Origin of the sequence: Ktedonobacter racemifer DSM 44963, from assembly GCF_000178855.1 — a bacterium.
Taxonomy (GTDB): domain Bacteria; phylum Chloroflexota; class Ktedonobacteria; order Ktedonobacterales; family Ktedonobacteraceae; genus Ktedonobacter; species Ktedonobacter racemifer.
The window spans coordinates 1428922-1455788 of sequence record NZ_ADVG01000001.1 but is presented as its reverse complement, the minus strand read 5'-3'; the positions used below and the strand labels follow the sequence as shown (position 1 = coordinate 1455788).

The window sequence follows — 26867 nt, the reverse complement described above, 5'->3', positions numbered from 1 at the left end:
AAGTTGCAAACCACTACTATTTTTGCTGCCAATCAAGGGTGCTCTTGCTATCCTTCTTGTTGCGTGTCGCGATGATTTCCGCCATGATGGCCAGGGCGATCTCTTCAGGTGTTTTAGCTCCAATGTTCAGGCCTATGGGACCATGAATGCGCCACAGTTGTTCCTCAGTGATACCTTCATTCTTGAGGCGTTCCGCACGCTCCTCGCCTGTTTTGCGGCTGCCTATCGCGCCAATGTAGCCGACCTCGTGGGCGAGCAGGACCTTCAATGTTGGCTCATCGAATTTAGGATCGTGGGTCAGGACGGCGATGGCGGTTGAGGGATTGAGATCGAGTTTCTGTAGCGCCTCATCTGGCCACTCTACAATGAGCTCGTCAGCATGGGGGAAGCGCTCTGGTGTGGCGAAGGCTGAGCGTGCATCCACAACGATAACACGGTAGTTCAGCGTTTTCGCGAAGGTGGTGAGGGGAATGGCGATATGACCGGCCCCAACAATGATGAGGGTTGGCGGGGGCGCGAAGCCTTCAATAAAGACCTCGTAGGTTCCTGTGGGCAGTGTGATAGTGTGACTCGCGCCCGCTCCAGACCAGGTGGCGCGCTCCGCAATGGGGAGAACCTGTTGATCAAGCTCCGCGGAACCAAGCGTGCCCTGGGGGGCCTGGCCAGGAAGGAATAAGAGCTTGGCGCCGATATGCTCAGGACCCTGAACGAGCGTGGCCAGGGCCGCGCCCTTCTGACTGTCAAGCGCACTCTTTAATGTGGTATAGATCTCACTCATGGTGCTTGTATCCCTCAAGTCCTGACGTAATAACGATGTGGTCTTACCAGTCGAGGCGTTCGACGAAGACGCGAATCGTGCCTCCACAGGAGAGGCCTATCTTTTCTAGATTATCGGCTTCACTGATGCCAAACTCAAGCAATTGTGGTTGCCCACTTTTGATTACCTGGTGGGCGGCATGAATGACGGCAGGCTCGACGCAACCACCACTGACGGAGCCTGCGATCTCGCCTTTCTCGCTGACAGCAAGCTTGGCTCCTGGCAGACGTGGGGCGGACCCGATCATACTGATGACGGTCGCGATGGCGACCTGCTCGCCTTGAGCGCGCCAATTTTCAATATCCGGTAAGACATCGTGCATAGTGTGTGCTCCTTTCAGAGATGTTGGCATGACTATGTTACTGTTAGATCTTGCGCCTGGTCCAGGCTTCGACTGCCTTACGCCTGCTGTAGGCGTCGCGGAGTGGACGGCTATCATCAATGCTGGAGAGCGTATTGCCCAGTGAGATCAGGCTGTCCAGGTTATGCGAGGGCAGGAAGTTATCGATGTAGGGCAAGGCGGTCTTCATGCCGATGGTAAGGGGGCGGTAATCGGGTGAGCCCAGCAGGGGGTTCAGCCAGATCAGGCGGTGGCAACTATGTTGTAAGCGATCCATCTCCGCGCGCAGGGTATCTGCCTCGCCACGGTCCCAGCCATCGCTGATGACGAGCACGACCGCGCCTCGTCCCAGCACGCGTCGGGACCAGTGATGATTAAAGTAATGCAAGGCGTCGCCAATGCGCGTACCACCAGACCAGTCCTGCACTTGCTTGGAGACATCGTGTACCGCCTCATCGACATCGCGGCGCTTGAGCTGGCGTGTGACTCGCGTCAGGCGTGTACCAAAGACAAAGGCCTCTACATTCTGGAGCCCATTGGAGATCGTATGGATAAAGTGCAGCAGGAGACGTGAATAGAGGCTCATGGAGCCGCTAATATCACAGATGATCACCAGGGGACGGGGCTTGCGCTTCGTCTCGCGCCAGGTCAGTTCGATCAACTCCGCGCCATATTTCAGGTTTCGGCGCACGATACGGCGCATATCGGGATAGGAGCCGCGACGTCGGGGGGCTTTGCGCCGCGTTGGACGCATGCCCAGGTTCCAGTGCATCTCGGCCATCAAGCGTTTGGCCTCCTGCACCTCTTCCCAAGAATAGTTTTCAAAGTCTTTCTGGCGCAGACGCTCGATGGCGCTATAGGCCCCGCTCTGAGGATCTCCCAGGTCATTGTCGTCCTTGTTGCGGTCGCGCGCGCTTGTAGAGGGCTTACGCTCAGATTGACGCGGATCGCGCGTCATATCCTTGTGTTGCTCTTTGGCATTCATGTGCTCAGCCAGGCGCTTGCGCTCAGAAGGCGGCAGGCGCAACTGGCGCTGTTCGCGCTTGACCTGCTGGCCCTTGTCAGGTTTTTTCTGATTGGGATTGTCGCGTACAAACCAGAAGTATTGATACATCTGCTCGAAGAGTGGTTCCTGCTCGTGGCGCGTGAGCAGGCTGCACTTAAGCGTGTTGTAGAAGTCATCCGGGCGGGTAATATCCACCAGGTTCAGAGTCTCGGCTAGGTCAATCATCTGGCGCGGCCCGACCTGGATACCCACTTCCCAGAGCAAGCGGCCAAACTCGGTCAGGCGATACAGTAGTTTCTCGCCGCGCTCAAGATCAATCGGGCGCAGAGGCGCGGCGATGGCTGCCTGCTTAGTACCATTGTTCTGGGGTTCGATCTGCATGCCTCTACACTCCTGCGATTTTGCGAATGACCTTGCTGAGCTCGCCACCGCCACCGACTTTGAGCACATCGTCCTGATACTTGAGAAGCGCGCCCAGCGTATCACGTACCGTACCTTCAACGAGTTCGAGCTGATGTAGTGCGAGGAGTGAGCTTAACCAATCAAGGGTCTCGGCAATACCGGGGGCCTTATACAGGTCCATGCTACGAATCTCGCCCACGAAGGCGCAGACCTGACGAGCCAGTTGCTCAGGGGCCTCGGGCATGCGTGCGCGCACGATGGAGTACTCTTTCTCCAGCGTGGGGTAATCGATCCAGTAGTAGAGACAGCGGCGGCGGAGCGCGTCATGGATCTCGCGTGTGCGGTTGGAGGTAATGATGACGAAGGGTGGCTCCTGGGCGCGAATGGTGCCGATCTCTGGAATGGTAATCTGGAAATCGGAGAGCAACTCAAGCAGGTAGGCCTCGAACTCTTCATCGCTGCGATCTAGTTCGTCGATCAAGAGCACTGGTGGCTTGGCATTGGTAGGGCTGATAGCCTGGAGCAGCGGGCGCTGGAGAAGGAAGTCTGGCCCAAAGATCTCTTTGAGTTCCTCCTGGCGACCCTGTGCGCCGCTCTCCATCAGGCGAATATGCAGCATCTGGCGCGTGTAGTTCCACTCATAGACGGCGGTACTGACATCGATGCCTTCATAGCATTGCAGGCGGATCAAGTGGGTATCGAGAAGGGAGGCCAGGACCTTCGCAATCTCGGTTTTGCCCACGCCGGGTTCGCCTTCCAGCAGAAGCGGTTTGCGGCGCTTGAGCGCGAGGAAGATGGTTGTGGCGAGGCTACGGTCGGCTATATAGTTCTGGGCGAACATGGCCCGTTGGACGTCTTCAATTGAGGCAAGCGACGAGGCGTTTGCCGTGGTGTTCTGGGTGGTCTCGATAAGATGTTCCTGCTCCAAAAAATGCCTCCAGCTACTACCTTGCGGAAACCTGAGCGCGAAGCGCTAGTCACGAGAGTGACGTTGGTTTCCGCGTAAGTTCCTAGGGAAACTACAGCGAAGCACATATGTGTTCGAGGTGATAGTTGTATTCTAAGCCATAGGAACATATATCTGCAAGAACAATTACCCTTTACTTGCGTCCTAGAGCGCAGAGAATGTTGGTGGGTGTATGCTCCTTGATCTGGAGTTCGGTATTGAAGAAGCCAATTTGAGTCAGGTCGAAGAGGAGTTGTTCGCCGATGGCCTTGAAGTCCTGATCTGTTTTGGCGTTGTGTGGCTGGAGGGTGAGCGCGAGCATTCCATCGGAGCGTAGTACGCGGTACAGCTCGCGAATAGCGGCCTTGCGGTCGCTCCAGAGCTGAACGGAGTTGATGGCAAAGGCCTTGTGGAAGGTATTGTCTGCGAAAGGGAGATGCTCGGCGCTTCCCTGCTCCAATTGCACGCGCCCGGAGAGGAGGGCGGCGGCATTGCGTTTTTTCGCCATACTGAGCATAGCTGTAGAAGCATCGACGCCCGCAATGAGGGCGGCCTGTGTCTGTTTTGTTAGCAGATGGATGGCCTCCCCCGTGCCGAAACCTACCTCCAGCACATGATCGCCCGCTTGAATGGGCAGGAGCGAGAGCGTCCAGTTGTAGAGGGGCTGGTTCTGGCGTGCCATGATTCTCCCACCCAGGCGCCCCAGGAGCCCCGCTGGATGGCCAAATAAGATGTCCCGCATATATCCGCATCCTCCCTTTGCTGGTAAGGCGAGTACTTCCAGGTTATTATTCTTGCTATATATACCGTAATTGGCAAAAAATGTTGCTATATACAGTATTGTAGCCAGCTTGAAGGAAAATAGCGAGCCTTATTGAGGCCAGGAGAGCAGGATGCAATTTACCAACAATTCCCACGGGCCGACGATTCGCCTGCGCGCGGTTGAGCCGGAGGATTGGGAGATACTCTATCAGCGCTGGGGGAGAGATGTAGAAGGGGATCGCATGACCGACATGGTCTGGTTCCCCATGACACGTGAACAGGTACGAGCCTGGGCGGAGAAGGAGTCGAAGCGTGGAGCCGAGGAAGACAACTTTCGCTTTCAGATCGAGACCCTCAATGGCGAACTGGTTGGGACAATTAACACACATGAATGCGATGCGCGCTGCGGAACATTCTATTATGGCGTCTTTATTGAGGCGCAGCATCGGCGCAAAGGCTATGCTGAAGAAGCCCTCGCATTAGTGTTGCGCTATTTCTTTGAAGAGCGACGCTATCAAAAGGTGAATGCGGAAGTCTTTGGCTTTAATGAGGTCTCACAACGCTTCCATGAGCGTTTTGGCTTTACACTGGAAGGTCGGCTTCGGCGCATGATTTATACTGGTGGCCGCCATTGGGATACATTGGTATATGGCATGACAGCCGAAGAGTTTGCAGAGAAATATCGATAGCAAGAGGGAACTGAGTATGCAGAATGAGATGGATGTCAATAAGATAGAGATGCTGGAGACCGAGCGCCTATTGCTGAAGCGCCCGAGCCGCGAGGAGGATGCGGGCCTGAGCGGATTATGGCGCGACGCCGAGGTGCGGCGGTATTTAGGGGGAGTTGTGGGTGAAGAGGTGATTGAGAAGAAACTGGCCTGGCAACAGGAGCATTGGAACCAGGCAGGCTTTGGGCAGTGGACCGTCTATGAAAAGGCAAGCGGACAGATTACGGGCCTGTGTGGGCTGCACCACTCGCAAAAGGGCATCGAGCTCTCCTATATGTTCTATCTCGCCTTCTGGGGCCGTGGTATTGCCACTGAGGCGGCGCGTGCCTGCCTGGAGGATGGCTTTAGCAGGCTTCATCTAGAGCGTGTGTTTGTTGTAACGCAGGAAGCAAACGTGGCGTCATGCCACCTGGCGGAAAAGCTTGGAATGCAGAAGGTCGAACGACTCTGGGAGTTTGAAGCCTGGCAGAGCGTGTACGAGATCACACACCAGGAGTGGAGGAAAGGGTAAGTCTTGGTAAGAGATGTGTTGTGTCCTGGCTGACTGTGGCAGCCAGGACACAACACATCTCTTACCAAGAAATTTAGCTGATGAGAAGCTTGCCATCTTTGAGGAAGAGGGTATCATCGACCCAGACCTCGCCCTGCTGGCGCAGGTCGCAGATCATATCCCAGTGCAGCGCCGACTTATTGAGGCCGCCAGTCTCGGGATAGCATGCACCCAGGGCCAGGTGGACGGTGCCACCCATCTTCTCGTCGAAGAGGATATTGCGGGTCCCACGGGTGACGCGCGGATTGTTGCCAAAGGCGAACTCGCCCAGGTAGCGCGCGCCCTCGTCCATACTGAGCATGTTCTCCAGGATATCCTGGCCCTCGCGCGCCGTGGCCTCGACGACCTTGCCATCCTTGAATACGAGGCGAATACCATTGACTGGGCGGCCAGCATATGTAGAGGGGATGTCGTACTGAATAACGCCGTTGGCGCTATTCTCAACCGGACTGGTGAAGAACTCGCCGCTGGGGAAATTGCGTTTGCCATCGCTATTGATAAAGATGCGATCCTCAATCGAGAGCGTCAGATCTGTCCCCTCACCCACGACATGCACCTTCTTATGCCCCTTCAGCCAATCAACCTGGCCATGCTGGCGCTTGGAAAGCTCTTTCCAGCGTGCAGCGGGGTCTTCATCATTGAGGAAGCACACATCGAAGACGAACTCCTCGAACTCGCGCAGGGACATATTGGTATCCTGAGCGTAGGCTGTGGTTGGGTAGAGGGTCAGGCACCAGCGGAAGTTTCCCTCCTGCTCGCGTTGGCGGAAGGTGCTCATAAGTTGACGACCAACCTGGTGGCGTTTGGAGAGGCGCGCGGGATCGATATTGCTCATGGCCTTGGTATTGCCACTGGCCATAATAGTCAGGCGGGCAGTAATTTTATCGGCCAGGGCGGGCATGACAGGCGAGAGCCAGGAAAGTTGCTCATCGTTGGCCTCACGCAGGTGGATCTCGTCCAGTTCTTCGAGCTGGATAAGCGGAACGGGGTAGGCTCCCGCGCGTAGAATCTCTTCATAGACTGCTGAAATAAGAGGAGCAGCCAGGGGCGTGGATTGAATAGCGACCACGTCGCCGGGCTTGATATAGAGGGAGTACTGAACCAGGGTTTTGGCCCAGCGTTCGATGCGAATATCGCGCATAAGGATATTACTCTTCTTTCCGTTTGATATTGATCTTCAACATTATACAATGAAGAGTGCTACTTACGTACGCGCCTCCACTGGGGCTTGGAAGCTGCTTAGAGGCATGTACTTTAAGGTAGTAAGTAGCACTCTCCAAGACGTAGTAAGCCATTAGGCCGTGCTGGACGACGCAACACCGATGCCTATGACCAGAATCATGGCTGCTAGCCCAGTCCAGAAGCTTAGTGGACGTGGAAGCCTGAGTGAGAGGCGATTGTCGAGGGCATAAGAGCCCGGGCCTGCCAGCCCGAGAATGCCTGCGAGCAGGAAGTGCAAGAGTGCATATTCGAGGCCACCACTGGCAATCCAGAAGCCATGTGTCAGATGAACTTTGAGAATGGCCACTAGCATTGCCCCCATAATTGCCAGGGCCCCAAGAGGATGAAGGAGTCCTAGCAGGAGCAGGAGGCCGCCGCCAAACTGGCTCAGTGCAGCCAGTAGCCCCCAGAAAGGCGCCGGGCGTAGCCCTAGTGCCTCAGTCAGCTGGATGGTCCCAGCCAGCCCCGTTCCGCCAAACCAGCCGAAGAGCAATTGTGTCCCATGCGCGACAAAAAGCAATCCCACGAGGACACGAATAAGTGAGAGCGCCGATTTATAGGACATTTCGAGTCCCCCTTCCTTGTGCTTTTGAGTGTTGCCTATAGTCATAAATATAGTATATAAAAGAGGGAAGAAAAAAGGACGCTGCTGGGCTTACAAGCCCAGCAGCGTCCTTTTTTCTTCCCTCTGGATTTACGCTCGTTCGAGGGCTTGCTCGATGGCGCGGCGGGTCATGACGGAGACCATCTGGCGGCGATACTCGGGGGAACCGTGGATGTCGCCGACCAGTTCCAGGCCCTCGGCGGCATGGCTGGCGGCTTCCGCGATGGTTTCGCTGGTAAGCTGCTTACCGATCAGAGCCAACTCGGTGGCGCTGGCGCGGGCGGTCTGCATGGCGGCACCTGTGACAACGACGCTGGCGGCTGAGCAGGTGTTATCGCTGTCGAGCGAGAGCACAGCGGCGCAGCCCGCGATCGCGTAATGCGAGGCGCGGTTGGAGAGCTTGGTATAGGCGCTGCCCGTTTTGGCGGCAGGTTTGGGGAAGAGCAGCTCGACGAGGAGTTCATTGGGCTCCAGGACGGTCTCGAATGTACCCAGGATAAACTCATCGGCCGAGACGGTGCGTTTCCCATTTGGTCCCTGAATGACCAGTTCGGCCTTGAGGGCCAGGATCACGCCGGGCATGTCCGCGGAGGGATCGGCATGGGCGATGCTCCCGCCGATGGTGCCGCGATTGCGCACCTGCTGGTCCGCGATATGCGAGGCGCATTCGGGCATGAGCGGGAAGACGCGGCGCAGGAGGTCGGAGTACTCGACCTGGGTATAGGTGGTGAGCGCGCCGATTGCAATCACGTCGTTCTCTTCACGAATATAGGCCAGTTCTTGAATCTTGCTGATATCGATCAGATGCTCGGGCTGGGACAGGCGCAGTTTCATCGCTGGAATCAGGCTATGACCGCCAGCGAGCACCTTGGCCTCGTCGCCATATTGTTGCAGGAGGGCAAGGGCCTCATCCACCGTTTTCGCGGGATGATAATCAAAGACTGCTGGTATCGACATACTGCTCGTATCTCCTCTTGAGTGTGTATAGTGTGCTGACCGAGGAACGCTGCCATTTCTGACCAGGGTTCTTCAGCCAGCGTGCTTTATCCTTGTTGGTGGTGGATGATCTTCCACAACTTTTCGGGTTTATAGGGCATATCAATGTGGTCGACGTTGAGCGCGTCCGCAATAGCGGCAGCGACCGCAGGCGTCGAGCCAATGGTGCCAGCCTCGCCGACCCCTTTGACGCCCAGGGGATTGACCGGGCTGGGTGTGACGGTGTGATCGAGTTCAAAGAGTGGGAAGCCCTCGGCGGCGGGCATCGCATAATCCATAAAGGTCGCGGTGAGGAGCTGTCCATCCTCACTGTATTCTACACTCTCCCACAGTGCTTGCCCAATACCCTGGGCGAGTCCGCCGTGAATCTGACCCTGGACGATCATGGGATTGAGCTGGCGTCCACAGTCATCCACGGCCACGAAGCGCGTAATCTGCGGCTCTCCGGTCTCCTGATCAATCTCGACGACGCAGATATGCGTGCCGAAGGGGAAGACACAGGCATCAGGCTCGAAGAAGACGGTTGTCTCCAGGCCAGGCTCAATGCCAGGGGCGAGCGTATTTGAGGTATGCGCCACCGCGGCCACCTGGGCGAAGGAGACGGCCTTCTGTGGGGAGCCAGCGACGCTAAACTTCCCATCTTCAAGCGAGATGTCTCCAGGGCTGGCCTCAAGCATATGCGAGGCGATGAGCTTCATCTTCTCTTTAAGCTTCTGTACGGCGTTGAAGACGGCTGAACCACCAACGGCGGTGGTGCGGCTGCCATAGGTGCCTCGCCCCTCGGGTGTAGAGTCGGTATCGCCATGCAGGATCATGACGTTTTCAACGGGAATACTAAACTCGTCGGCCACGATCTGCGCGAAGGTCGTCTCCTCGCCCTGTCCATGCGGAGAGGCCCCGGTATACACCATCGCGGTCCCGTTCTGCTCGACGCGTACGCGCGCGCTCTCATAGAGGCCCACAGGTGCGGTACCTTTGGGACCGAAGCCGCAGATCTCAATGTAGGATGAGATGCCGATGCCCATGAATTTGCCAGCGGCTCGTTTGAGCTTCTGCTCCTCGCGTAGCTCTTTATAGCCAACGATATCCATGGCCTTTTCAAGCGCGCCCTGGTAGTTGCCAGAGTCGTAGACGGCACCCGTGGCTGACTTGTAGGGGAACTGTTCCGGCTTGACGAAGTTGAGCAGGCGGATCTCGGCTGGGTCTTTATGCAGGGCGTACGCTACCATATCCATGACACGCTCGGCCACGTAGGTCGCCTCGGGTCGACCGGCGCCACGGTAGGCATCGGTGGGTACCTTATTGGTAAAGACGACATCGCTACTGAGGTAGATATGGGGAATATCATAGGAGCCGCCAGCGACGGGGAAGCCGAAGGCGGTCATGATCACATCCGTAAAGAGCTGGCTATAGGCTCCCAGGTCAGAGATGCCATGAACCTTAAGGCCGGTGACCTTGCCCTCACGCGTCGCGGCAACTTCTACATAATCGACCTGGTCGCGTCCATGGACGGTAGTGGCCAGGTTCTCGCTGCGATCCTCGATCCACTTGATGGGGCGTCCGAGCTGCATGCTGATATAGGCTGCCAGCGTCTCCTCGGGATAGACATTGAGTTTGGAGCCAAAGCCGCCTCCCACCTCTGGCACGATCACGCGCAACTGGTGTTGCGGGAGATTCAACTGAGAGGCCAGAATGTTGCGCAACAGGTGGGGAATCTGCGAAGAGCTCCAGACGGTCAGCGTCTTATTAGCCTTACGGTATTCTGCTAGCACACCACGAGTCTCCATCGAGGCGGGGGCGAGGCGCTGATTGACCAGGCGGAATTTCAGAGTGATACCGCCATTGGCCTCAGTCTCGGCGAAGACTTTGTCGATCTCATCAGTGGGTGGCTTCACATTCTGAGCCACATTCGTCCCAAACTCTTCATAGAGCAAGGGAGCGCCAGGTTGCATGGCCTTCTCGATATCAATGGCTGCGGGAAGGGGATCATAGTCCACCTCGACCAGGTCGGCAGCATCGCGGGCAATATATGTGTTCTCCGCGACGATGACCGCCACCGGGTCACCATAGAAGCGTACTTTGCCTTCCGCGAGTGGCCCGCGTACGCCCATGCCATTGACGATATGGCCCACGGGAACCGCGATTGGAACATTGCCCACTTTGCCTTTAATATCTTCAGCGGTATAAACGGCGACGACGCCAGGATGTTTCAGGGCTGCTGACGTATCAATGCTAAGAATGCGGGCGTGACCATACGGACTGCGCACAACGGCCATATGGAGCGTCCCTGGGAGTTTAATATCATCCACGTAGGTAGCCTGGCCGGTGATCAGCCTGGGGTCTTCACGTCGTTTAATCGACGTACCAAGCATAGAAGCAATACCCATAAATAGTTACATCCTTTCTCCACTATGAGAAACGCAACGCGATGGGCCTGAGAGCGGTGTGAAAAGGGGCCTAGTCGCCGGTGCTCACCGGCTGCGAGGCTCGAGTATCCAGGGCTTCAGCGGCGGCCTGGACGGCGCGTACAATGTTCTGGTAGCCAGTGCAGCGGCAGATGTTGCCTTCCAGACCCTTGCGAATCTCTTCCTCGGAGGGATGAGGATTCCGCTTAAGGAGCTGGGCGGTGGCCATGATCATGCCTGGTGTGCAGAAGCCGCATTGCAGGCCATGTTTCTCCCAGAAGGCCTCCTGAATGGGATGGAGATTGTCCTCGCTGGGGGCCAGGCCCTCGATTGTTGTGACCTCGCATTCATCGGCCTGGACTGCCAGGACGGTACATGATTTGACCGCTTCTCCATTGACATGTACGATGCAAGCGCCACATTGAGAAGTGTTACAGCCGACATGGGTGCCGGTAAGGTCGAGGGCATCACGCAGGTAGTGAACCAGGAGTGTGCGAGGCTCGACCTCAGAATGATACTGTTTCCCATTTACCGTGACTGTGATTGCGCGTTTCATCGCCATCGATGGTCCTCCATCTGAGTCTAGTTGTGTGTGCGCCAGGTATCTGGAGCGCATAGACACAAGTGTACAAAGTCTGTGAACATATAGAACGATATCGAGAGTGAGCAACCCGGAGGCTACTCAGGAGCAAGGCATGTTTTTCGTCTAGAAACAGGGATGACTATGTCGTGTAGAACCTGCTATTAGTGTACAGGATTGGCCTAGAGCGAACCCTTCAGGCTACAGTATGCAGCACAATTGCTACAGGTAGATGTAACATAGTGTTGAGCTATGACGGGTTAAACGTCAACTGCCCTTTTACTCCACTTGTAGATGTGGAACCAGGTTTTCCATACGAAAAATGCACAGAGAGAAGCCAGGGGAGCCAGAATGTAGCAAAAGAGATATACTGAGATGCAAGGAAATGGAAATTAAGCAATTGACAAACTGGCCTCTCGTTTGAAGGTTGCGCCCTACTTGCCAGGGCTTTTTAATCGTTGATGCGCGAGAGAAAAAGCCTTAATGAAGGAGGTTTGTGCAGCCTAAAAAAAGCGTAGCATACAAAAGCAAGCATTGTCAATGCGACAACGCTTGCTTTTGTATGCTACGCTTCAAAACCCCATATTGCTTATGGGCAAGCAGGGGGCGTCACGTTAGGTAGTGTGAAGGTTGGGCAGAATTTAGGAGTGCCAGTTGGCTGACCGCCAGGGCCACCGGGATTGTTTGGTTGGGTGGGAGAGGGAGAAGGCGTGACCGTTGGTTTCGTCAGGCTAAAGAAGGCCGCGCGATCCTGTCCGACCGAGCAGTGTGAGCCGTCGGGTCCTGTAAAGTCAAGCGTGACGATAGTGGTACGACCAACCGCACCCTCGTGTCCGGCGGTGGAGATAGGAATAACGACGAGTCCGTCGCTGGAGGTTGTGCCGCTGGCATTGCTGGCTGAGCCGTCGCCCCAGTGGATAATGGCTGAGGCCGTAGCGCCCGCGACGCCCTGGGGGTTGCCTCCGTTATTTTTGGTGAATTTGGCGTTGATGCCCAGAGTCAGTTGCTGCGCATCGGCGTTATAGGCAGGCGAGGTCTGGGTGGCCCAGGCGCCGCACCAGTAGCCGGGTGTGGGCGAGGCGGTAACTTGTTTCTGGATATGGTTAGGATCGATGGTGACCGTTACCTGGGGCTTTTCGGTCGCGCTCATGCTATTGTCAGGTGCGCCACAGGCGGCAATGATGGTGGTAAATATCACAAGGAAGAGGACGACCGCGCCTTTGAAATAGAGTGAGGCCCTCGCTGAAAGTTTTGGCTGCTTGTTTGGATCTGGTGCTGGTATATGTGGTGCATCCATAAAACATTAACCTTTATCTTTAAATTTACTTATATGCACGTTGCTGTCAAGTTCTTAAGAGCGCTATGCGCCCAACTGGGACGCAGGAGATTTTTCTCGTGATTATAACATACTAAACGACGTGTATGGTGAGAATTGTGTAGCACGTACCATAAAAGTACTAGATAGAACATGGTTTATCGGGAGGAGGTGCATAAGAGGAGAACGTATGCTCTGTGGAAAAGAAAAGTGGAATATCTTGCATCCCAAGAAGGGAGAAGATATTCCACCTATGTTTTTTGTGTTGTGATGGGCTGCTGATTTAGACGACTTTTACCGTTAAATTCATTCCTGGGTGGATAGTACAGTAGAACTCGAAGGTGCCAGCGGTTGTGAAGGGCCCAATATTTTTCGAATCATTGCCCGCGAAGTTAATAGTGCCAATATTAGGTGCTCCGGGCTCTGCTCCAGCTTTGGCTTTATTGCCCTGCCAGGTACCATTCGTGATAACATGGGGACCACTGACGGTATCGACCAGGGCAATGCTCTCGCCCTTTTTGACGGTCACTGTTGTGTCGATGAAGCTGGCGGAGCCCATCTTTACCTTGGTGCTAGCTTCGACCTGCTCTTTGATGGAACAAGCGGCGATAATGACGGTGAAGAGTGAGAGGCAAACCATCACAAATAAGAGTTTTTTATACATAAGAGATCCTTTCAGTCCTCCAAGGGCCTGGGTTTTGGTTATGGGGAGACCGGGTGAGTAAAACCGAGAATGCCTCCCCAGGAAAGCTCATAGTAAATATAGCAAAATCTGCCATACATAGCAAAGAGACAAGGGACTAATGCCCTTGTCTCTTTGTTTATTGAAGTGGTAGCGCATACGGGATTCGAACCCGTGATCTCCGCCTTGAGAGGGCGGCGTCCTAGTCCACTAGACGAATGCGCCAGAGCGTATCACCACCGGGTGATTAGTGTAAGCAAAAAAGAAGACAAGGGCTTATCCCTTGTCTCAGGGAAACGTATGGTAGCGCATACGGGATTCGAACCCGTGATCTCCGCCTTGAGAGGGCGGCGTCCTAGTCCACTAGACGAATGCGCCGGACTTTTGATGCTTGTCGGGGCAGGTCTCGCTGCCATCGACTTAGCACGGTGTGAATAATACATGATAGCGGGGCCGTTGTCAAGAGTTTTGCAGGCTATTTCTTCCAGCAGCCTAAAAGTCATGAGGCGGCCAGGTAGGCTCATGCATAGAAACTTGCTTTCACTTCTCGCGCCTGCGGCGCTCGCTGAGGTGAAGTAGGAGAGTGTGCTGCGGGCGAAGCCCGCAGCACACTCTCCTACTTCACCTCAAACGTTTGCTTCAGGAATGGATATCAAAGGGCATGGTCTGACCTCTGAATTGAATAGTGAAGGCCAGGCGCGTCCAGCGCTCGGGGAGATGGGGGTTGATGCGTACCTGGTCGTCTTTGATGCGTAGGCCCGCGAAGCCAAAGACGATGGCTTGCCAGACCGCGCCCGCGCAGGCCGCGTGGATCCCCTCTGGCGTGTTGCCACGCAGGTTCTCGATATCCACCAGCGCGCCCTTCATCAGTAATTGGTAGGCCACTTGCGTCTCACCGAGCTCGCTGGCCAGGACGGCGTGGAGAGCGGGTGTGAGTGAGGAGCCATAGTCATGATCGGTGATTGGACTGTAGTAGTCCCAGTTGACACGCTTGGTTTGCTCATCAAACTCTTCGGTGAGAATGGTCAGCAGCATAAGCACATCGGCCTGTTTGATGATACGGTACTTCTGGATCGCGTGGACGCCCAGAATGCCCTGGTAGGAATCCTTGCGACCGTGATACTTGCTTTGATCGAGAGGCTCAAGATTAAAGAAGCCATCAAACTGCTCAAAGAGGCTGGTCTGAGGATCTCGTGGTAGGCGAATTTTGTTGCTCACCTCGTGCCAGTGTGCCAGGTCTTGCTCTGTCAGTTCGAGTTGGTGTGCAAGCTGCTCCGCCTTCTCCGGGTGATGTTGTTGTAGCCACTCCAACGCTGCCAGGCCATATTTGATATTCTGCCGGGCCATGAAGTTGGTGAAGACGTTGTTGTTGACGTGCTCGTGCCACTCATCGGGACCAATCACATCAGTAATCACATAATCGCCTTTTTCCGCGTCTTCTTCCACGCGGCTGACCCAGAAGAGGGCGCTACTGAGCAAGATCTCTGACCCAAATTTCTCCATAAAGGTATCATCGCCGGTCACGTGCCAGTAGCGCCAGGTGGCATAGGCAATGCTGGCGGTAATATGGATCTCGATAAAGCCGTTGAGGACGGGAATGACCTCGCCTGTTTCGGGATGGATGATGGAGCTAGGCGTTGTCTCCCCGCCACTCAAGGTGCTCTCCCAGGGGAATTGGGCTCCCTGGAAACCATTACTGGTCGCCTTCTGGCGCGCGGCATCGAGCAGGCGATAGCGATAGATCAGCAGGTTGCGTGCCACCTCTGGCATGACAAAGGTATAGAAAGGCAGCATAAAGATCTCAGTATCGTGGAAGACATGTCCACGATAGCCAAAGCCAGTCATGCCCTTGGCTGCCACGCTATAGCGACTATCATGGGAAGAGACGTTGATGCGCAGTTGATACAGGTTATAGCGTGCTCCTACCTGGGCCTTTTCGTCGCCCTCAATAATAATGTCAGCGCGATTCCAGAAAGCACTCCAGGCCTCGCGGTTATTGGCGAGAAGCTGATCATACGGGAACTCTGTATCATACTGGAGCTTCTGGAGATGTTGAATGGCTGCTGTGCGGGGATCATCGGTGGCATCCCGCGAGGTATAGATCACGACTAGTTTATCGGCCGAGAAGGTCTGCCCAGGTTTGAGTGTGCCGCTGTAGCGGATGGCGGGCGCGATATCTGAGTTGAGCGGCTCCTTGCTAAAGTTGGGTATCTCGCTCTGAAAGGTCGTGGCCATGACGATCTGTACGAGCGTCTTCTTGGTCTCACAATGTAGCCACTGGAGGTCATCGACGTTGCCCTGGTCGACGGTCTCCAGGTGCATGACGTCGTAGTTGCCCTCGGCGGTATTGAGAGTCGCAATGATGGCGACTTCGCAGGGCTGGCCCTGTGGCGTTTGTTCCAGGGTAGCGCTATAGTGAATGGCGCCTACATGTTCATCGTCAAGGCTGGCGAAACGCTCGCTGGTAACGCGCACCTCGATGCCAGCGGGACTGCGCCAGAGGATGCTGCGCTTGAGCAATCCCTGGCGGAGATCAAGCGAGCGATGATAGTCTAAGATGGTGCCACGATCGAGGCGAAAGCGTTCGCCATTGAGAAAGAGCTGGATCAAGGTCCAATCGGGAGCGTTGGCGAGTTCCTCCTTGGCGACGGGAATATGATCAAAGACGCCATAGAGGAGGGTCGCGGGATTATTGCGAGGATACCCTTCCTCGAACGTGCCGCGTGTGCAGAAATAGCCATTACCAATCGTAAAGACGGTTTCCTGGCTCAGCACCTTTTTGAGTGTTGGATCGAACGCGTCCTCGTTGATGTGCCAGTGATTCACAAAATTCCTCTTCCTTTTCCCTAACAAATCCCTACTGTGTGGGTGGCAGACATGCCCTTGTGTCGCTTTTTGGGTTCCTCTTATAGACGTCACGATGTTTACTCAACGAGTAAGTCTTTTAAGTGTTTATTTTCCATGTTGGGGAGGACCTTATCAGGGCCATGAAAGCGTGAGGCGGGTCCAATGGCGACCGCCTTCATGCCCGCAGCCTTGATAGCTTGAATGCCAGCATCGGCATCCTCAACACCAATGCAGTTAGGGGTAAACACATTGACGAGTCCCGCGGCATAGACGAAGATGTCGGGCGCGGGCTTGCCGTTTACCACGCAGTTGCCATCGGCGATACCGTCGAAGTAGCTAGTCAATTGCAGGCGGTCAAGTACCAGGTGAGAGTTCTTACTGGCGGAGGCAATCGCAACTTTGATGCCCGCGCTTTTGATCTCTTCGAGGAGCGCCACGCCGCCGGTTACGACCTCTTTAGGGGTCATATGTTCGATGAAGGCGTGATAGTAGCGATTCTTGCGCTCCATCATCTCCTGGATCTGGTCCTCGGAATACTGGTGACCGCGGATGATATACATCAACGATTCACGGCGCCCCACACCGCGCAGATGCTCGTCATTCTCTTCATGAGTGAGGGGAATGCCCTCGTCATCGGCCAGGTGTTTCCAGGCCTGGTAGTGATATTCAGAGGTATCGGTTAACACACCATCAAGGTCAAAGATAATGGCTTGTGGTTGTGACATGTTTTGCTCCATCTCGAATGCTGTAATCGCGAGCGATAAAGAGGGGAGGGCCTTACTATGGACTGCGGCATTTCTTCCCCTACTCCATAAACGAATGAGAGGCTAAAACAGGCTACAAAAATACATATGTCTTTGGATGAGTATGGAGTTCACAGAGAATTTTAATACGTGTTAATGATGTTTATAAGCCAGGCAATAACACAGACGTACTATATAATAGTTCAGTTTCTATGTTGAGTCCGTTTCATACCCCTTACTCTGAGGCAAGAGCAGGAAGGGAAATGAAAATTCCTGTAGGGCAAGACGCTGAATTGAAAGCGACCATATAATCGTATAGTATGTAAGCGATGTAGTAATTACACGAAAATACGCATGTCGTAAGATACAAGGTCAATTTTATGGGAGGCAGGCAGGCTAATGGAATATCCTGTGCAAATTGGTTTACCGCAGATTCTACTCTTCATCTTGTTTGTGGGTGGGCTGGTGCTCTTAATCTCTTCGCTAATGGGATTGGCGGGGGGCCGACGTGTCGTTGAGTATGTGGATGATGAGGGAATCCGTCGTTACAAGCGCAGGCGTCGACGTATGAGGCCGGGGCGAGGCATTGGCGGAGTGCTGCTGCTACTGCTGGCTGTAGGCATCCTGTGGATTACCTCGCTGACGCAGAGCTACCTTGGCTTGACGGGCGAGATTCAGGTCGCGCGTGTGCATGCGCAAGCTGTTGAAGGTAGGCCGCATTTAATGAGCCTTGAATTGACGCAGTACGATCAGCATGGCAATATCACATCAGATAAGGCCTACTTCGTAAATGGCGACCAGTGGCTGCTTGAGGGCAATATGCTCAAGTTTCCGGGCTGGCTGAACATCTTTGGTCTGCATTCGGGCTATAAGTTGACGCGCCTGGAGGGTCGCTATGAGGACGTGAACCTGGAGGCGAAGGGCGAGCGTTCTGTCTATGAATTGAACGGGGGCGATGGACAATTCTTCAAGACTGTGTACAAGCAGGCGTGGAGTTCCCCTTTTGTGGAGGCCGCTTATGGCACGGCTGTGTTTCTACCAGCGGATGGGATGACCTATAACATCTATGCCTCGCAGGTGGGATTAGAGGCCAAGCCCGCGAAATAAAGGGGAGCAGAGGCGAGTGCTTCTGCTCCTCAACTTTTATGTGGTTCTGCCAGGAGACTTGAGCAAGGCAAGTATCTCCTCGCGTGTACGCGTCCAGGCCTGCGATTTAGCATCAATTAGCTCGAAATGATCGGTATCTGGTAGGGAGATCAGGCGGACGGCATCGCCTGCCTGCTGGGCCTGTTGGGCGTAGACCTGGCTGACGGAGAGAGGGACACGGTCGTCCGCGTCGCCATGAACCAGCACCTGGGGAATCTGGAATGGGAGGAGGGCCGTAGGTGAGGCGCTGGCGTAGTGCTCCCCTACCTCGGCGGGACCGCCTCCCAATAATTCAGCGGCGGCACCTTTTCCCAGATTGAGTTTCCAGACCAGTTCGAGATCGCTGGCGCCTGCCAGGCTGATAACACCAGTAAGCTGGAGTGGTGAGGGCCTGAAGATCTGACTGGTTTTGGCTATGTGTGAGCGGCCCGCCAGCCAGAGGGCCAGGTGCCCGCCAGCCGAGTGCCCCACCGATATGACGCGGTCCAGGTCGAGGGCGTAGGTTGGAGCAATGGGCCGTAAATAATCCGTTGCAACGGCCACATCCTGCAAGGTCCCCGGCCAGGCTCCTCCTGGATCGCCAACGCGCCGGTACTCAATATTCCACACCGCGATACCGTGACCGACGAGGTCCTGGGCCAGCCCTTCCATTAGCGTGAGGTCATAAGGGGCGCGCCAGAATCCTCCGTGAATAAGCACCACAACCGGGTGTGAACCCGGTCCTGGCGGTACGTAAAGCTCCCCAAACTGCTGAGATTCTGAGCCATAGGCTAATGAGATTGCTTGCATGGTCAAATCCTCTCCCTGTATGAAGTGTCCTCACCTGATTATGCATCAGGAGTGAGACTCTTTACAAGGGACGGGAGTATCTCGCCAGCTTTCCTGTGAATGGCGACATCGGCGTAAGTATCGAGCGTGGTAGGCTCTAGATTAATGATGATGAGTGGTACGTTGCGGCGTAGCGCAATGCGTGGAAGCGTAGAGGCAGGCGTTACTTTCAGCGATGAGCCGATAACCATAAAGAGATCACACTGTGCGGCATATTCCTTGGCACGGCTAAGCTCGCTTTCGGGTATACGCTGGTCAAAGAGGATAGTTGCCGCCTTCAGATAGCCGCCACAGAGAGGGCACTGGGGATCGCGCTCGCCATCGTCGATGCGCTGCTGCAAAGCTTCTATGGACGAACGTGCTTCACACAGGGTGCAGCTAGCCACACGCGAGGTCCCGTGCATCTCCACGACGCGTTCGGGGGTATTGCCCGCATCCTGGTGTAGCCCATCGAAGTTCTGTGTAATCAGCCCTAGCAGCAATCCCAGACGCTCTAAATTGGCCAGGGCGAGATGCGCTGCGTTGGGGTGTGCGGTGCCCACCTGGTGGCGCAACTGGCGCCGGGTCGCCCAATATTTCTGGCGCGCCTCGGCGCTGTTAATAAAGTCCCGATAGCTTACGGGCGGGTTGGCGCGCCAGATGGAGCCAGGCCCGCGAAAGTCGGGGATGCCAGACTCGGTACTGATGCCCGCGCCCGTTAAGACTGCGATGCGGCGTGAGACCTGGAGCAGTTCGGTGGCATCTTGCAGTTGTTCCTGTAATGTGAGCATAAGCGATATGGCTGTGTTTTCTGTAAACGAGGAAGAGCTACAAAAACGGCAGAGTTATCATACATATGCTTGTTTGCGTACGACCTCAGCATTATAGCGAAAGTGCGCGGCCTGTGCAAACGAGCCGCGCGCAGAGGACGGAGCCAGAGTGTAGGGTCCATGCTGGCATGGACCCTACAACTAAGGCAATGTGAGTTGGGCGTAGGTCGCAACGTAGCCTGGTTCCTGGTCCTGGTTATTGGCTTTGCCTGTGACCAGGAGGCCTACCTGGCCTGCCGTATAATGGCTATCGCTGATACTGGTTGTATGGTTGGCGAGAGTGATAGGAGTGTTATTAACTTTAAAGCTATAAGAGCTGCCATGAGCGATGACCTGTAGCGTGTTATCGGTGTTGAGACCAGTGTGGATAGCTTGTACCGCAGTTCCGCTCCAGAGCGGCTGAGGGGTAGAGGTGCTGCTATCGTAACGCAGGATCTCGAAATCGCCCTTTCTATCTATGATGAATGCATAGCAAGATTGGACGTTTGATCCAGCGTAGATGAGATGGAAGGCCATGCCATAAAGACGATCCTGGGTCCCCGTCTCCTGGTGAAGGGTGACGGTCCAGGTAAAGTTATCTGGTAAGGTGCCAATGGCCTGGGGATTGGGAAAATGAGTGTTGTTATCATGCACGACAATGTTGTAGCCAGTGTTGGAGAGTGAGGCTGTGAGTACATTGAGATCCCCTACGGGCCAGTGATGGGGATTGTCGCTGGACTTGAAGGTATCGGTAAAGGTCTGGGCTCCCTGGGTGGAGGGCGAGGTCGGCCAGCTCAGGTTAACGCCCAGGCGGGGGAGGACGTTGGTCGCCACGAGTACTATGGCGAGCAGGATGAAAATAACTGTCATGACTGTAGAGAGCCTGAAGGCGGGCGCGCGACGTGGTTGGTGTGTCTGAGGGGGAGCCTGGTAGGGATTCGTCTGTGGCATAGCTCCCTGGCCGGTTATGGGCGTAATATTCGATTGATACTGAGGCGTGGTGAGCGCTCCCGCCTGAGTATAGGCTCCGGGCGAGGACGGAAGCACCTGAGCCGTGGAATAGCTGGGCTGGGTTGGCCTGGCGGATGGATGTGAGGGAAGGGTAAGTGCTGAGGCATTAGAGGAGAGCTGCGGCATCGCCGATGAAGGCTGCGAGAGCGTTGTCAGAGCCTGCTCCAGGGCATCGGCCATCTCTTCTGCGGTCTGAAAGCGCTGCTCGGGGCGTTTGGCGAGTGCGCGGAAGGTAATCTGCTCCAGGATCTCGGGAACCTGGGGGTTGGTAGCACGAATGGGGGCAGGCGGCTGGAAGGTGTGCTGGTATTGAAAACCGGTAAAGTTTTCGGCCTGGAAGGGGCGCTGGCCCGCAAGCATCTGGTAAAGCACCACACCCAAGGCATAAATATCACTGCGTGCATCCACAGGCTGTTCGTTAAATTGCTCTGGCGCCATATATGCCGCCGTTCCGACGATCTGGCCTATCTGCGTCAGGGCTGGATTGGCGTGTGCCTGAGCCAGGGTCGCGCGTGGCGCCTCATCCTGAGTAGAGAAAAGTTTGGCGATGCCAAAGTCTGAGAGCAGCAGGTGATTCTGGTCGCTGGAGGAGACAAGCATGTTCTGGGGTTTGATATCGCGGTGGACGATGCCCCGGAGATGGGCGTGATGGAGGGCGCGCGCCATCTGGAGGATATAGCGTGTCGCGCGTCGTGGATCAACGGGCTGACCATCGCGCATATAGTTGCGTAGTGTTCCCCCACCAACATACTGCATGACCAGGTAGGTCAGCGTCTCGCCCTGGATACGGGCCTCGCCGAAGTCATAGACCGACACAATATTGGGATGCTCCAGTTTGGCGATAAGCAGGGCCTCGCGTTTGAAGCGCTCGATGAACTCCGCCTTATCCTGGTTCTGCCCCTGATCAAGTAGATGTGGCAGAATCACTTTTAATGCAACATCGCGTTGCAGACGATCGTGATACGCGCGGTAGACGCGTGCCATGCCGCCCTCGCCAATGGCTGCCTTTATCTGATAGGCTTCGATCTGTGTGCCAATGAGTGCATCTTGTGGCATTATAACTCCCGAAACAGCAGTCTCGCGCCTGCGGCGCTCGCTTAGTTTGGTGATGTGGATGTGCAGGGGGCAGACAAGGGCCGCCCTCTGCACATCCACATCACCAAACTCTCTCTTCTATTCTATCATTGTCGAGCTTTTCGTGCTCAAGCGTCCTATCAGGTAATGATTGTTGAAACAGTAAGTGTGACCGTTACTGTGACCTGTTTGGAGCCGCTGGTAAAGGTAAGGTAGCCGATATAGGTTCCGTCTTTCAATTGAACTCTATTGGGAGCAGTCGCAAGCGTCGTCGCCTGTTGTCCCGCGCTCAGTGTACCAGAGGATAGCGAGAGGTTTAACCATGTGGCAGAACTGGTTGCGCTCCAATCGGAGCTTACGTTACCACAATTGGTTAGCGTAATCTGCGCGCGATCCATGCCGCCATTGACGCTCTTCATGGCAATGGAGGTTGGAGAGGTATTGATGCAGACGACGGTTGCCGCTTTGACGGTCAGTGTGACGGTAAGCGTGCTGTAGCTAGAACTGGCCTGGCTGGAGAAGACGACCGAGGTCGTATAGGTCCCGGCTTTTAACTGGCTGGCATTAGCACTCACTTGAATTGTCTGTGTGCCTGGAGCTTCAATCTGGCCCTGCGAGGGATACACATTGAGCCAGGAGGCATTCCAGCTTGACTGCCAGGTGAGTGTTCCACTGCCGCGTGTAGTGAGTGTGACCGTGGCAGTTGTCGATTGGTTGCTACCAGCGGTTGCGCTTAGTGAGACGCTGGCAGGGTTGACGACGTCCAGCGCGGGGGGATTTGATGCAGGAGTATCCGTGGTCGCGGGTGTATCCGTAGGAACGGGAGTGTCCGTGCCCGTTGGAGTATCCGTAGTGGTGGGGGTGCTGGTCGCAGTGGTGGTTGGAGTTGGGAGGTGAACACCATTCTGGGTGACCGTCACCTCAAGCGAGGCTGTGTGCTGGACAGAACTGCCACTGGCTTGAATCGTATGCTTGCCTGGATGCCAGGTATTGTCAATATGGAGTGAGACCTTAAAGGTTCCCAGGGCGCTGACGGTCAGTGTATTGCTCCCAAGTGTTGGATGTTGTGTGGAAAGAACGTTTCCAACCTGCATATGTGTCTGTCGTACGCTGCCAGGGGGTGAGCCAGCGGCGAACAGAATGGGTGTGTTGCCATCAAGCGTGAGCGTAACCGAGGTTCCGGGTAGGAAGCCCTGCCCTGAGAGTTGATATGTATTGCCGACCTGCACGACCGAAGCTCCATCCAGGCTGAGAGCGGGGGTAAAGAGCACTAGTCCGAGGGTTCCGATGCTGGCCAGAATCACGAGTACGGTAAGCGCGATCAGCAGCCAGGAGAGACAACCAGGGTGGCTCGGGGGCGTGGTTGGCTGGGGCGAGCCAGGAGGGCCTGGTTGCGGCGATGATGTCGGGGGCGTATAGACGGGTGGTGGTAGTGAAATGGGTGGCTGGGCCACTGTTGGGAGTCCTCCCGGGGTGAAATTGCCACCGGGACCTGGCATAAGCCCCGCCTGCATGTTGCTCATGGGTGAGGGCATATTTGGCGTCCCGTTGGCACCTGGTATGCCTGGCTGGCTGGGCGTGCCCTGGATAGTAGGGACATTATTGGGCGCTTGCTCGAATGCCGCGCCTATCAAGGGGAGACCAAGGAGGGCTGCGCGTTTGCGGCGCTCCTCTTCTTCCTCCTCTGGCGTTGACGCTGGAAAGGGGGTCGGGCGATGCATGGGTGTAATAGGCGTAGTGGGAGGCGTGGTATAGGCCGGGGGAGGAGTCGCCGGATTAGACGAGGAAATGGGTATGTGTGGACCCGAAATCTGGGTCAGGGCATCAGCTTGTAGGACAGGATTACGCTGCCTGGTAAAGTCGTCGCTGGCGAGCTGCTCCAGGTTTTTTCCACAATTTCCGCAGAAACCTGCTTCGGCGGGATTGAGTGTACCACAATGTTTGCAATGCATCATCGTGTTGTCTCTACTTTTCTCTGCTTGGTTGCTAGCAGGGTATGTATCGAAATGAAAAGTCCTTCTTTGCGTATAAAAGATGCAGCTTGTGATGTCAAAAGTGGAATTGGATAAGAGTTCCACTTTGTATGGTACCATGTATTGTTGGGTTTTGAAGTAAAAAATATGACAGTTTCCCTGTGATGTGTACCACAAAATAGTTTCAGAGCCTTACACTGCAAAGACGTGAGCTTAAGGCATTTCTTGTGCATGAAGTGGTGCGCTTGTTATCGGGAGGAGAGAAGCTCCTGCTCTTCGGAGCCGAGGCGATATTTAAGGTCATAGGTGCGAATAAAGGTCAGCTCCTCTTCTGTCATGCCATAGTGTTGGGCCAGGAGCGCATCTATGGCATCAATGATCGGCTTAGCTTTTTTGGCATAGACGGTATAGCTGCCGGTCTGCCCCCGGCGCCGATGGAGGGCGTTATGGCGATAGTCTTGCATTAAATCCTCACAGAGCTGGCACAAGGCCTCAACCACCTGGGGATCCTGGGGATAGGTAAAGCGAAAACCAAAGAGCATATAGTCTTTGAGGTTGAAGGTATCAAACGTGACGGTATAGTACCACCAGAAGAGCGAGCTATTGAGAAGCGCCACGAAAACATCGCGGTGGTAAGGCGCTTGAAAAGAACAATACTTATTGGACGTGGTGTGATAGGGCCAGGGAAAGTTAATGAAGACCTTCCAGTACAGTCCGCCAGCCGAGCGATAGTACATGCAATTCTGGTTGGGGTGGGGCGAGAGGTAGCGCTCAATTGTCTCCTGCCGTAGGAGCTTGGCTAGAATCGCGTTCTCACTGGTGTGGCCGAACTTTGGATAGTAATGAGGGTTCGCGGCATCAGTGTTCACGGTGACAGGACTATAAGCGAGCGTAGGGAAGAGAGCTGGGCGCTGTTCCGTGCTCCATTTGCGTATATGCGTGCTGAAGCGCTGCTCTGGGCCGCTGGCGCTTGCCAGGTAGATGGCGGTAGGGATACTGGCAATTTTATGACCTCCAAAGAGCATGGCGGGCCGGAAGTGGTAAAACGAGAGCCAGCTTGTGGAAAACCAGCGTTTAAAGCCTCGCAAGAAGGGAAGCATATTGCGTGTGGCGAAGGCCGCCAGAGGCAGGATCATGCCCTGCCTGCCATCTGGAGCGAGAAGTTGGACGCTACGCTCGATAATGCAGGGATAGAGGTTGGCGCAGGCGGCTGTTTCATAGCGTGGTAGGCGATAGGCGAACTTACGCGCCTCGTACTCTACGTAGGGGGGATTTCCCAGAATGACACTGAAGCCGCCCTGTTGTTGGATCTCGGGGAAGGTGGCCCACCAGTGAAGAGGCTGGTGACTGGCGCACCAGCGGGCAAAGGCTTCGTCATCAGCAGGATCAATGCCATATGCAGTAGCCAAGGCATAGTCGAGTTCGCGCGGCGTTTGCGGATTGGGATAATTTGCTGGAGCATGAACATAGCCTACCAGCGCATTACCCACATGTAGGTTCTGCTGAAGTGCGGGCAGAGGCTCAATACCTCCCACGCCTTGAAGCTGCGCCAGCAGTTTGAGAAAGAAGCGGAGCGTGCAAATCTCAATGGCCTCCTCCATGAGATCGACACCATACAGGTTGCGCGTGATAATGGCCTTGAGCAGACTATATTTCTTTTGCACTGAAATAGGTCCACTAAGACGGAGGAGACACGCCTCGTAGAGTGGTTCTAGCACATTGAGGGCCGCGAAGAGAAAGGCCCCTGAGCCGCAGGTGGGATCGAGAATCGAGACCTGGCAGAGTTCTGCATAAAAAGTGCGTACCAGTTGCAGAGGAAACGACACTGTGAGCAGATCGCGTGCAAAGAGCTGTATATCCAGGTTGTGAGTGATACAAGCATCAAACGTGTGAATCTCGCCCGCTTTGAGCGTGTGCAAGAGATGTGTATAGCGTGCTTGACGTTGTGTGTATTCCTGCGCTGTTTCGCCGGGAAGCTCTCTTTGGCACCCCATCTCGGCATAGAGATAGCGCTCTGGCTGTGTGCGCAGGAGTTGCCAGTGAGGCGATGATGGCGAGAAGGCCTCGGGGGCTTGTTGCGCGACTTTTTGTAGTAGATAGGGGAGTAGGGTATAGCGTGCGATATAGGAGGTCACATCGTCGTGTGTATAGTAGGCCCCCATCTGCTGTTGATTGACATATTGTTCCAGGATATGCCCAAGTATGTCCGGATTGATGACATCTTTAGTGCCAGAAGCAGAGGCTGATGCGTCAAGCTGCCACTCGTAGGTATCGAAGAAGGCGAAGAGTCGCTGAAAACTCTGGTCGGGAAGGTGGAGCGTAGGATAGCGCTGCTCGATGGCGTGCTGCGCGAAGAAGTTGCTCCCCAGGAAGGGAACAGAACCCAGGCGTGCGAGTAGCTCAGGTGTGCGCTGGGCTTTGCTCAGGCCTTCGTGAAAGAGCGGTAGCAGGAAGTGGTGATAGAACGTATTGGGTCCATAGCGTTCTTGTGTCTGCTGGAATTGCTCGAAGAGATAGCGTGGATTGCCCGCCAGGAAGCCCCGCTGTTGCAGGAAGGCGAGGAAGAGCAGGCGATAGAGGAGCAACGAGGCATAGTGCTCGCGCTCACGGCTCTCTTCAATGCCCGAGAGCGCAGCGAGAAAGTGGTAGCGCTCCTGCTCAAATTGCTTATAAAAGCGGCGAATAACCTGTTCTTGCGTTTTCCTCAAACCAGGCGACCCTTGATCTCTACTGAAACAAAAAAACCTTCTAGTATAGAATACCAGAATTTGGAAATATAGTGTTTAATTGATTTTTTATAGTATTTTATGGTTGGTTTTTGTTGCCAAACGGACTCCCTTTATATTTGTATGTGCTCCGTGTCAAGATGCGTACAGCTTGGTACAATGGCTAAAAAACTGGAATTATCTGCGGCTTGCGCAAATTTAGCTTAAAGAACTTTGCTGGTCCGTTCAATGCTTGCGTGTTTTTACTGACAAGGGAACAGAAGTATCTCTGCCTTATGGAGGGTGGAGTGTCAAGAAATATGCTTTCAAGCCAAATTACTGATGAGATAAAACTCGTTGCGCATCTGGTGGGTTTTTCGTCTCAAAAACCCGTCATG

General features: G+C 54.9%; 22 protein-coding genes and 2 tRNA genes. 3 read left to right on the top strand and 21 right to left on the bottom strand.

Annotated elements, in window-relative coordinates:
- Positions 1-16: 16 nt before the first annotated feature.
- From KRAC_RS06380 to KRAC_RS06360, 5 genes are all read right to left on the bottom strand, one after another.
- On the bottom strand, positions 17-778 hold the full coding sequence (locus KRAC_RS06380) for an XdhC family protein (protein WP_007905374.1): 762 nt from the start codon (positions 776-778) through the stop codon (positions 17-19).
- Between the two features lie 43 nt (positions 779-821).
- A complete protein-coding gene (locus KRAC_RS06375) occupies positions 822-1139 on the bottom strand; it encodes an XdhC family protein (protein ID WP_007905368.1) in 318 nt (105 codons plus the stop codon).
- 43 nt (positions 1140-1182) lie between these two features.
- A complete protein-coding gene (locus KRAC_RS06370; RefSeq protein WP_007905367.1) occupies positions 1183-2544 on the bottom strand; it encodes a vWA domain-containing protein in 1362 nt (453 codons plus the stop codon).
- A 4-nt stretch (positions 2545-2548) separates the two neighbouring features.
- Positions 2549-3406, bottom strand: coding sequence for an AAA family ATPase (locus KRAC_RS06365; protein ID WP_052568276.1), 858 nt, complete (start codon positions 3404-3406; stop codon positions 2549-2551).
- Positions 3407-3665: 259 nt separating this feature from the next.
- Positions 3666-4253, bottom strand: coding sequence for a class I SAM-dependent methyltransferase (locus KRAC_RS06360; protein WP_007905365.1), 588 nt, complete (start codon positions 4251-4253; stop codon positions 3666-3668).
- A 151-nt stretch (positions 4254-4404) separates the two neighbouring features.
- On the opposite strand from KRAC_RS06360, the gene KRAC_RS06355 reads away from it, so the two are divergent.
- Together KRAC_RS06355 and KRAC_RS60925 are read left to right on the top strand one after the other, a co-directional pair.
- Positions 4405-4962, top strand: coding sequence for a GNAT family N-acetyltransferase (locus KRAC_RS06355; RefSeq protein WP_007905364.1), 558 nt, complete (start codon positions 4405-4407; stop codon positions 4960-4962).
- Positions 4963-4978: 16 nt separating this feature from the next.
- Positions 4979-5512 (top strand): GNAT family N-acetyltransferase, encoded by a 534-nt coding sequence (locus KRAC_RS60925; RefSeq protein ID WP_007905363.1) that lies wholly within the window; start codon positions 4979-4981, stop codon positions 5510-5512.
- Between the two features lie 73 nt (positions 5513-5585).
- On the opposite strand, the gene KRAC_RS06345 is transcribed toward KRAC_RS60925, so the two are convergent.
- From KRAC_RS06345 to pgmB, 11 genes are all read right to left on the bottom strand, one after another.
- A complete protein-coding gene (locus KRAC_RS06345) occupies positions 5586-6692 on the bottom strand; it encodes an aminopeptidase (protein ID WP_007905362.1) in 1107 nt (368 codons plus the stop codon).
- 153 nt (positions 6693-6845) lie between these two features.
- A complete protein-coding gene (locus KRAC_RS06340; protein ID WP_007905361.1) occupies positions 6846-7337 on the bottom strand; it encodes a DoxX family protein in 492 nt (163 codons plus the stop codon).
- 129 nt (positions 7338-7466) lie between these two features.
- Positions 7467-8333 carry an FAD binding domain-containing protein gene (locus KRAC_RS06335; protein ID WP_007905360.1) on the bottom strand — a complete coding sequence of 289 codons (867 nt, stop codon included), beginning with the start codon at positions 8331-8333 and terminating at the stop codon, positions 7467-7469.
- Between the two features lie 86 nt (positions 8334-8419).
- Positions 8420-10759, bottom strand: coding sequence for a xanthine dehydrogenase family protein molybdopterin-binding subunit (locus KRAC_RS06330; RefSeq protein ID WP_007905359.1), 2340 nt, complete (start codon positions 10757-10759; stop codon positions 8420-8422).
- A gap of 70 nt (positions 10760-10829) precedes the next feature.
- On the bottom strand, positions 10830-11339 hold the full coding sequence (locus tag KRAC_RS06325) for a (2Fe-2S)-binding protein (RefSeq protein WP_007905358.1): 510 nt from the start codon (positions 11337-11339) through the stop codon (positions 10830-10832).
- Positions 11340-11946: 607 nt separating this feature from the next.
- The gene (locus tag KRAC_RS06320) at positions 11947-12654 is read right to left on the bottom strand and encodes a hypothetical protein (protein ID WP_007905357.1); all 708 of its coding nucleotides are present in this window, start codon (positions 12652-12654) and stop codon (positions 11947-11949) included.
- Between the two features lie 301 nt (positions 12655-12955).
- A complete protein-coding gene (locus tag KRAC_RS06315) occupies positions 12956-13336 on the bottom strand; it encodes a cupredoxin domain-containing protein (RefSeq protein ID WP_007905356.1) in 381 nt (126 codons plus the stop codon).
- Positions 13337-13502: 166 nt separating this feature from the next.
- Positions 13503-13579: transfer RNA gene (locus tag KRAC_RS06310), tRNA-Glu, on the bottom strand.
- Between the two features lie 76 nt (positions 13580-13655).
- A tRNA-Glu gene (locus KRAC_RS06305) sits at positions 13656-13732 on the bottom strand.
- Positions 13733-13993: 261 nt separating this feature from the next.
- Positions 13994-16180, bottom strand: a complete 2187-nt coding sequence (locus tag KRAC_RS06300; protein ID WP_052568023.1) for a glycoside hydrolase family 65 protein — start codon at positions 16178-16180, stop codon at positions 13994-13996.
- A 98-nt stretch (positions 16181-16278) separates the two neighbouring features.
- Complete coding sequence (pgmB, locus tag KRAC_RS06295; protein WP_007905354.1) at positions 16279-16926, bottom strand: beta-phosphoglucomutase; 648 nt, start codon at positions 16924-16926, stop codon at positions 16279-16281.
- A gap of 417 nt (positions 16927-17343) precedes the next feature.
- On the opposite strand from pgmB, the gene KRAC_RS06290 reads away from it, so the two are divergent.
- Positions 17344-18051, top strand: a complete 708-nt coding sequence (locus tag KRAC_RS06290; RefSeq protein WP_007905352.1) for a hypothetical protein — start codon at positions 17344-17346, stop codon at positions 18049-18051.
- Positions 18052-18087: 36 nt separating this feature from the next.
- Here KRAC_RS06290 and KRAC_RS06285 read toward each other — a convergent pair whose 3' ends face one another.
- The 5 genes from KRAC_RS06285 to KRAC_RS06265 form a co-directional block, all read right to left on the bottom strand.
- The gene (locus KRAC_RS06285; RefSeq protein ID WP_007905350.1) at positions 18088-18879 is read right to left on the bottom strand and encodes an alpha/beta hydrolase family protein; all 792 of its coding nucleotides are present in this window, start codon (positions 18877-18879) and stop codon (positions 18088-18090) included.
- A 38-nt stretch (positions 18880-18917) separates the two neighbouring features.
- Positions 18918-19688, bottom strand: a complete 771-nt coding sequence (locus KRAC_RS06280) for an SIR2 family NAD-dependent protein deacylase (RefSeq protein WP_007905349.1) — start codon at positions 19686-19688, stop codon at positions 18918-18920.
- 180 nt (positions 19689-19868) lie between these two features.
- Positions 19869-21872: a serine/threonine protein kinase gene (locus KRAC_RS60920; RefSeq protein ID WP_052568021.1), complete on the bottom strand. Its 2004-nt coding sequence runs from the start codon at positions 21870-21872 to the stop codon at positions 19869-19871.
- A gap of 59 nt (positions 21873-21931) precedes the next feature.
- The gene (locus tag KRAC_RS06270) at positions 21932-23746 is read right to left on the bottom strand and encodes a BACON domain-containing protein (RefSeq protein WP_007905347.1); all 1815 of its coding nucleotides are present in this window, start codon (positions 23744-23746) and stop codon (positions 21932-21934) included.
- 266 nt (positions 23747-24012) lie between these two features.
- Positions 24013-26472, bottom strand: a complete 2460-nt coding sequence (locus tag KRAC_RS06265; protein ID WP_007905346.1) for an Eco57I restriction-modification methylase domain-containing protein — start codon at positions 26470-26472, stop codon at positions 24013-24015.
- Positions 26473-26867: the final 395 nt, after the last annotated feature.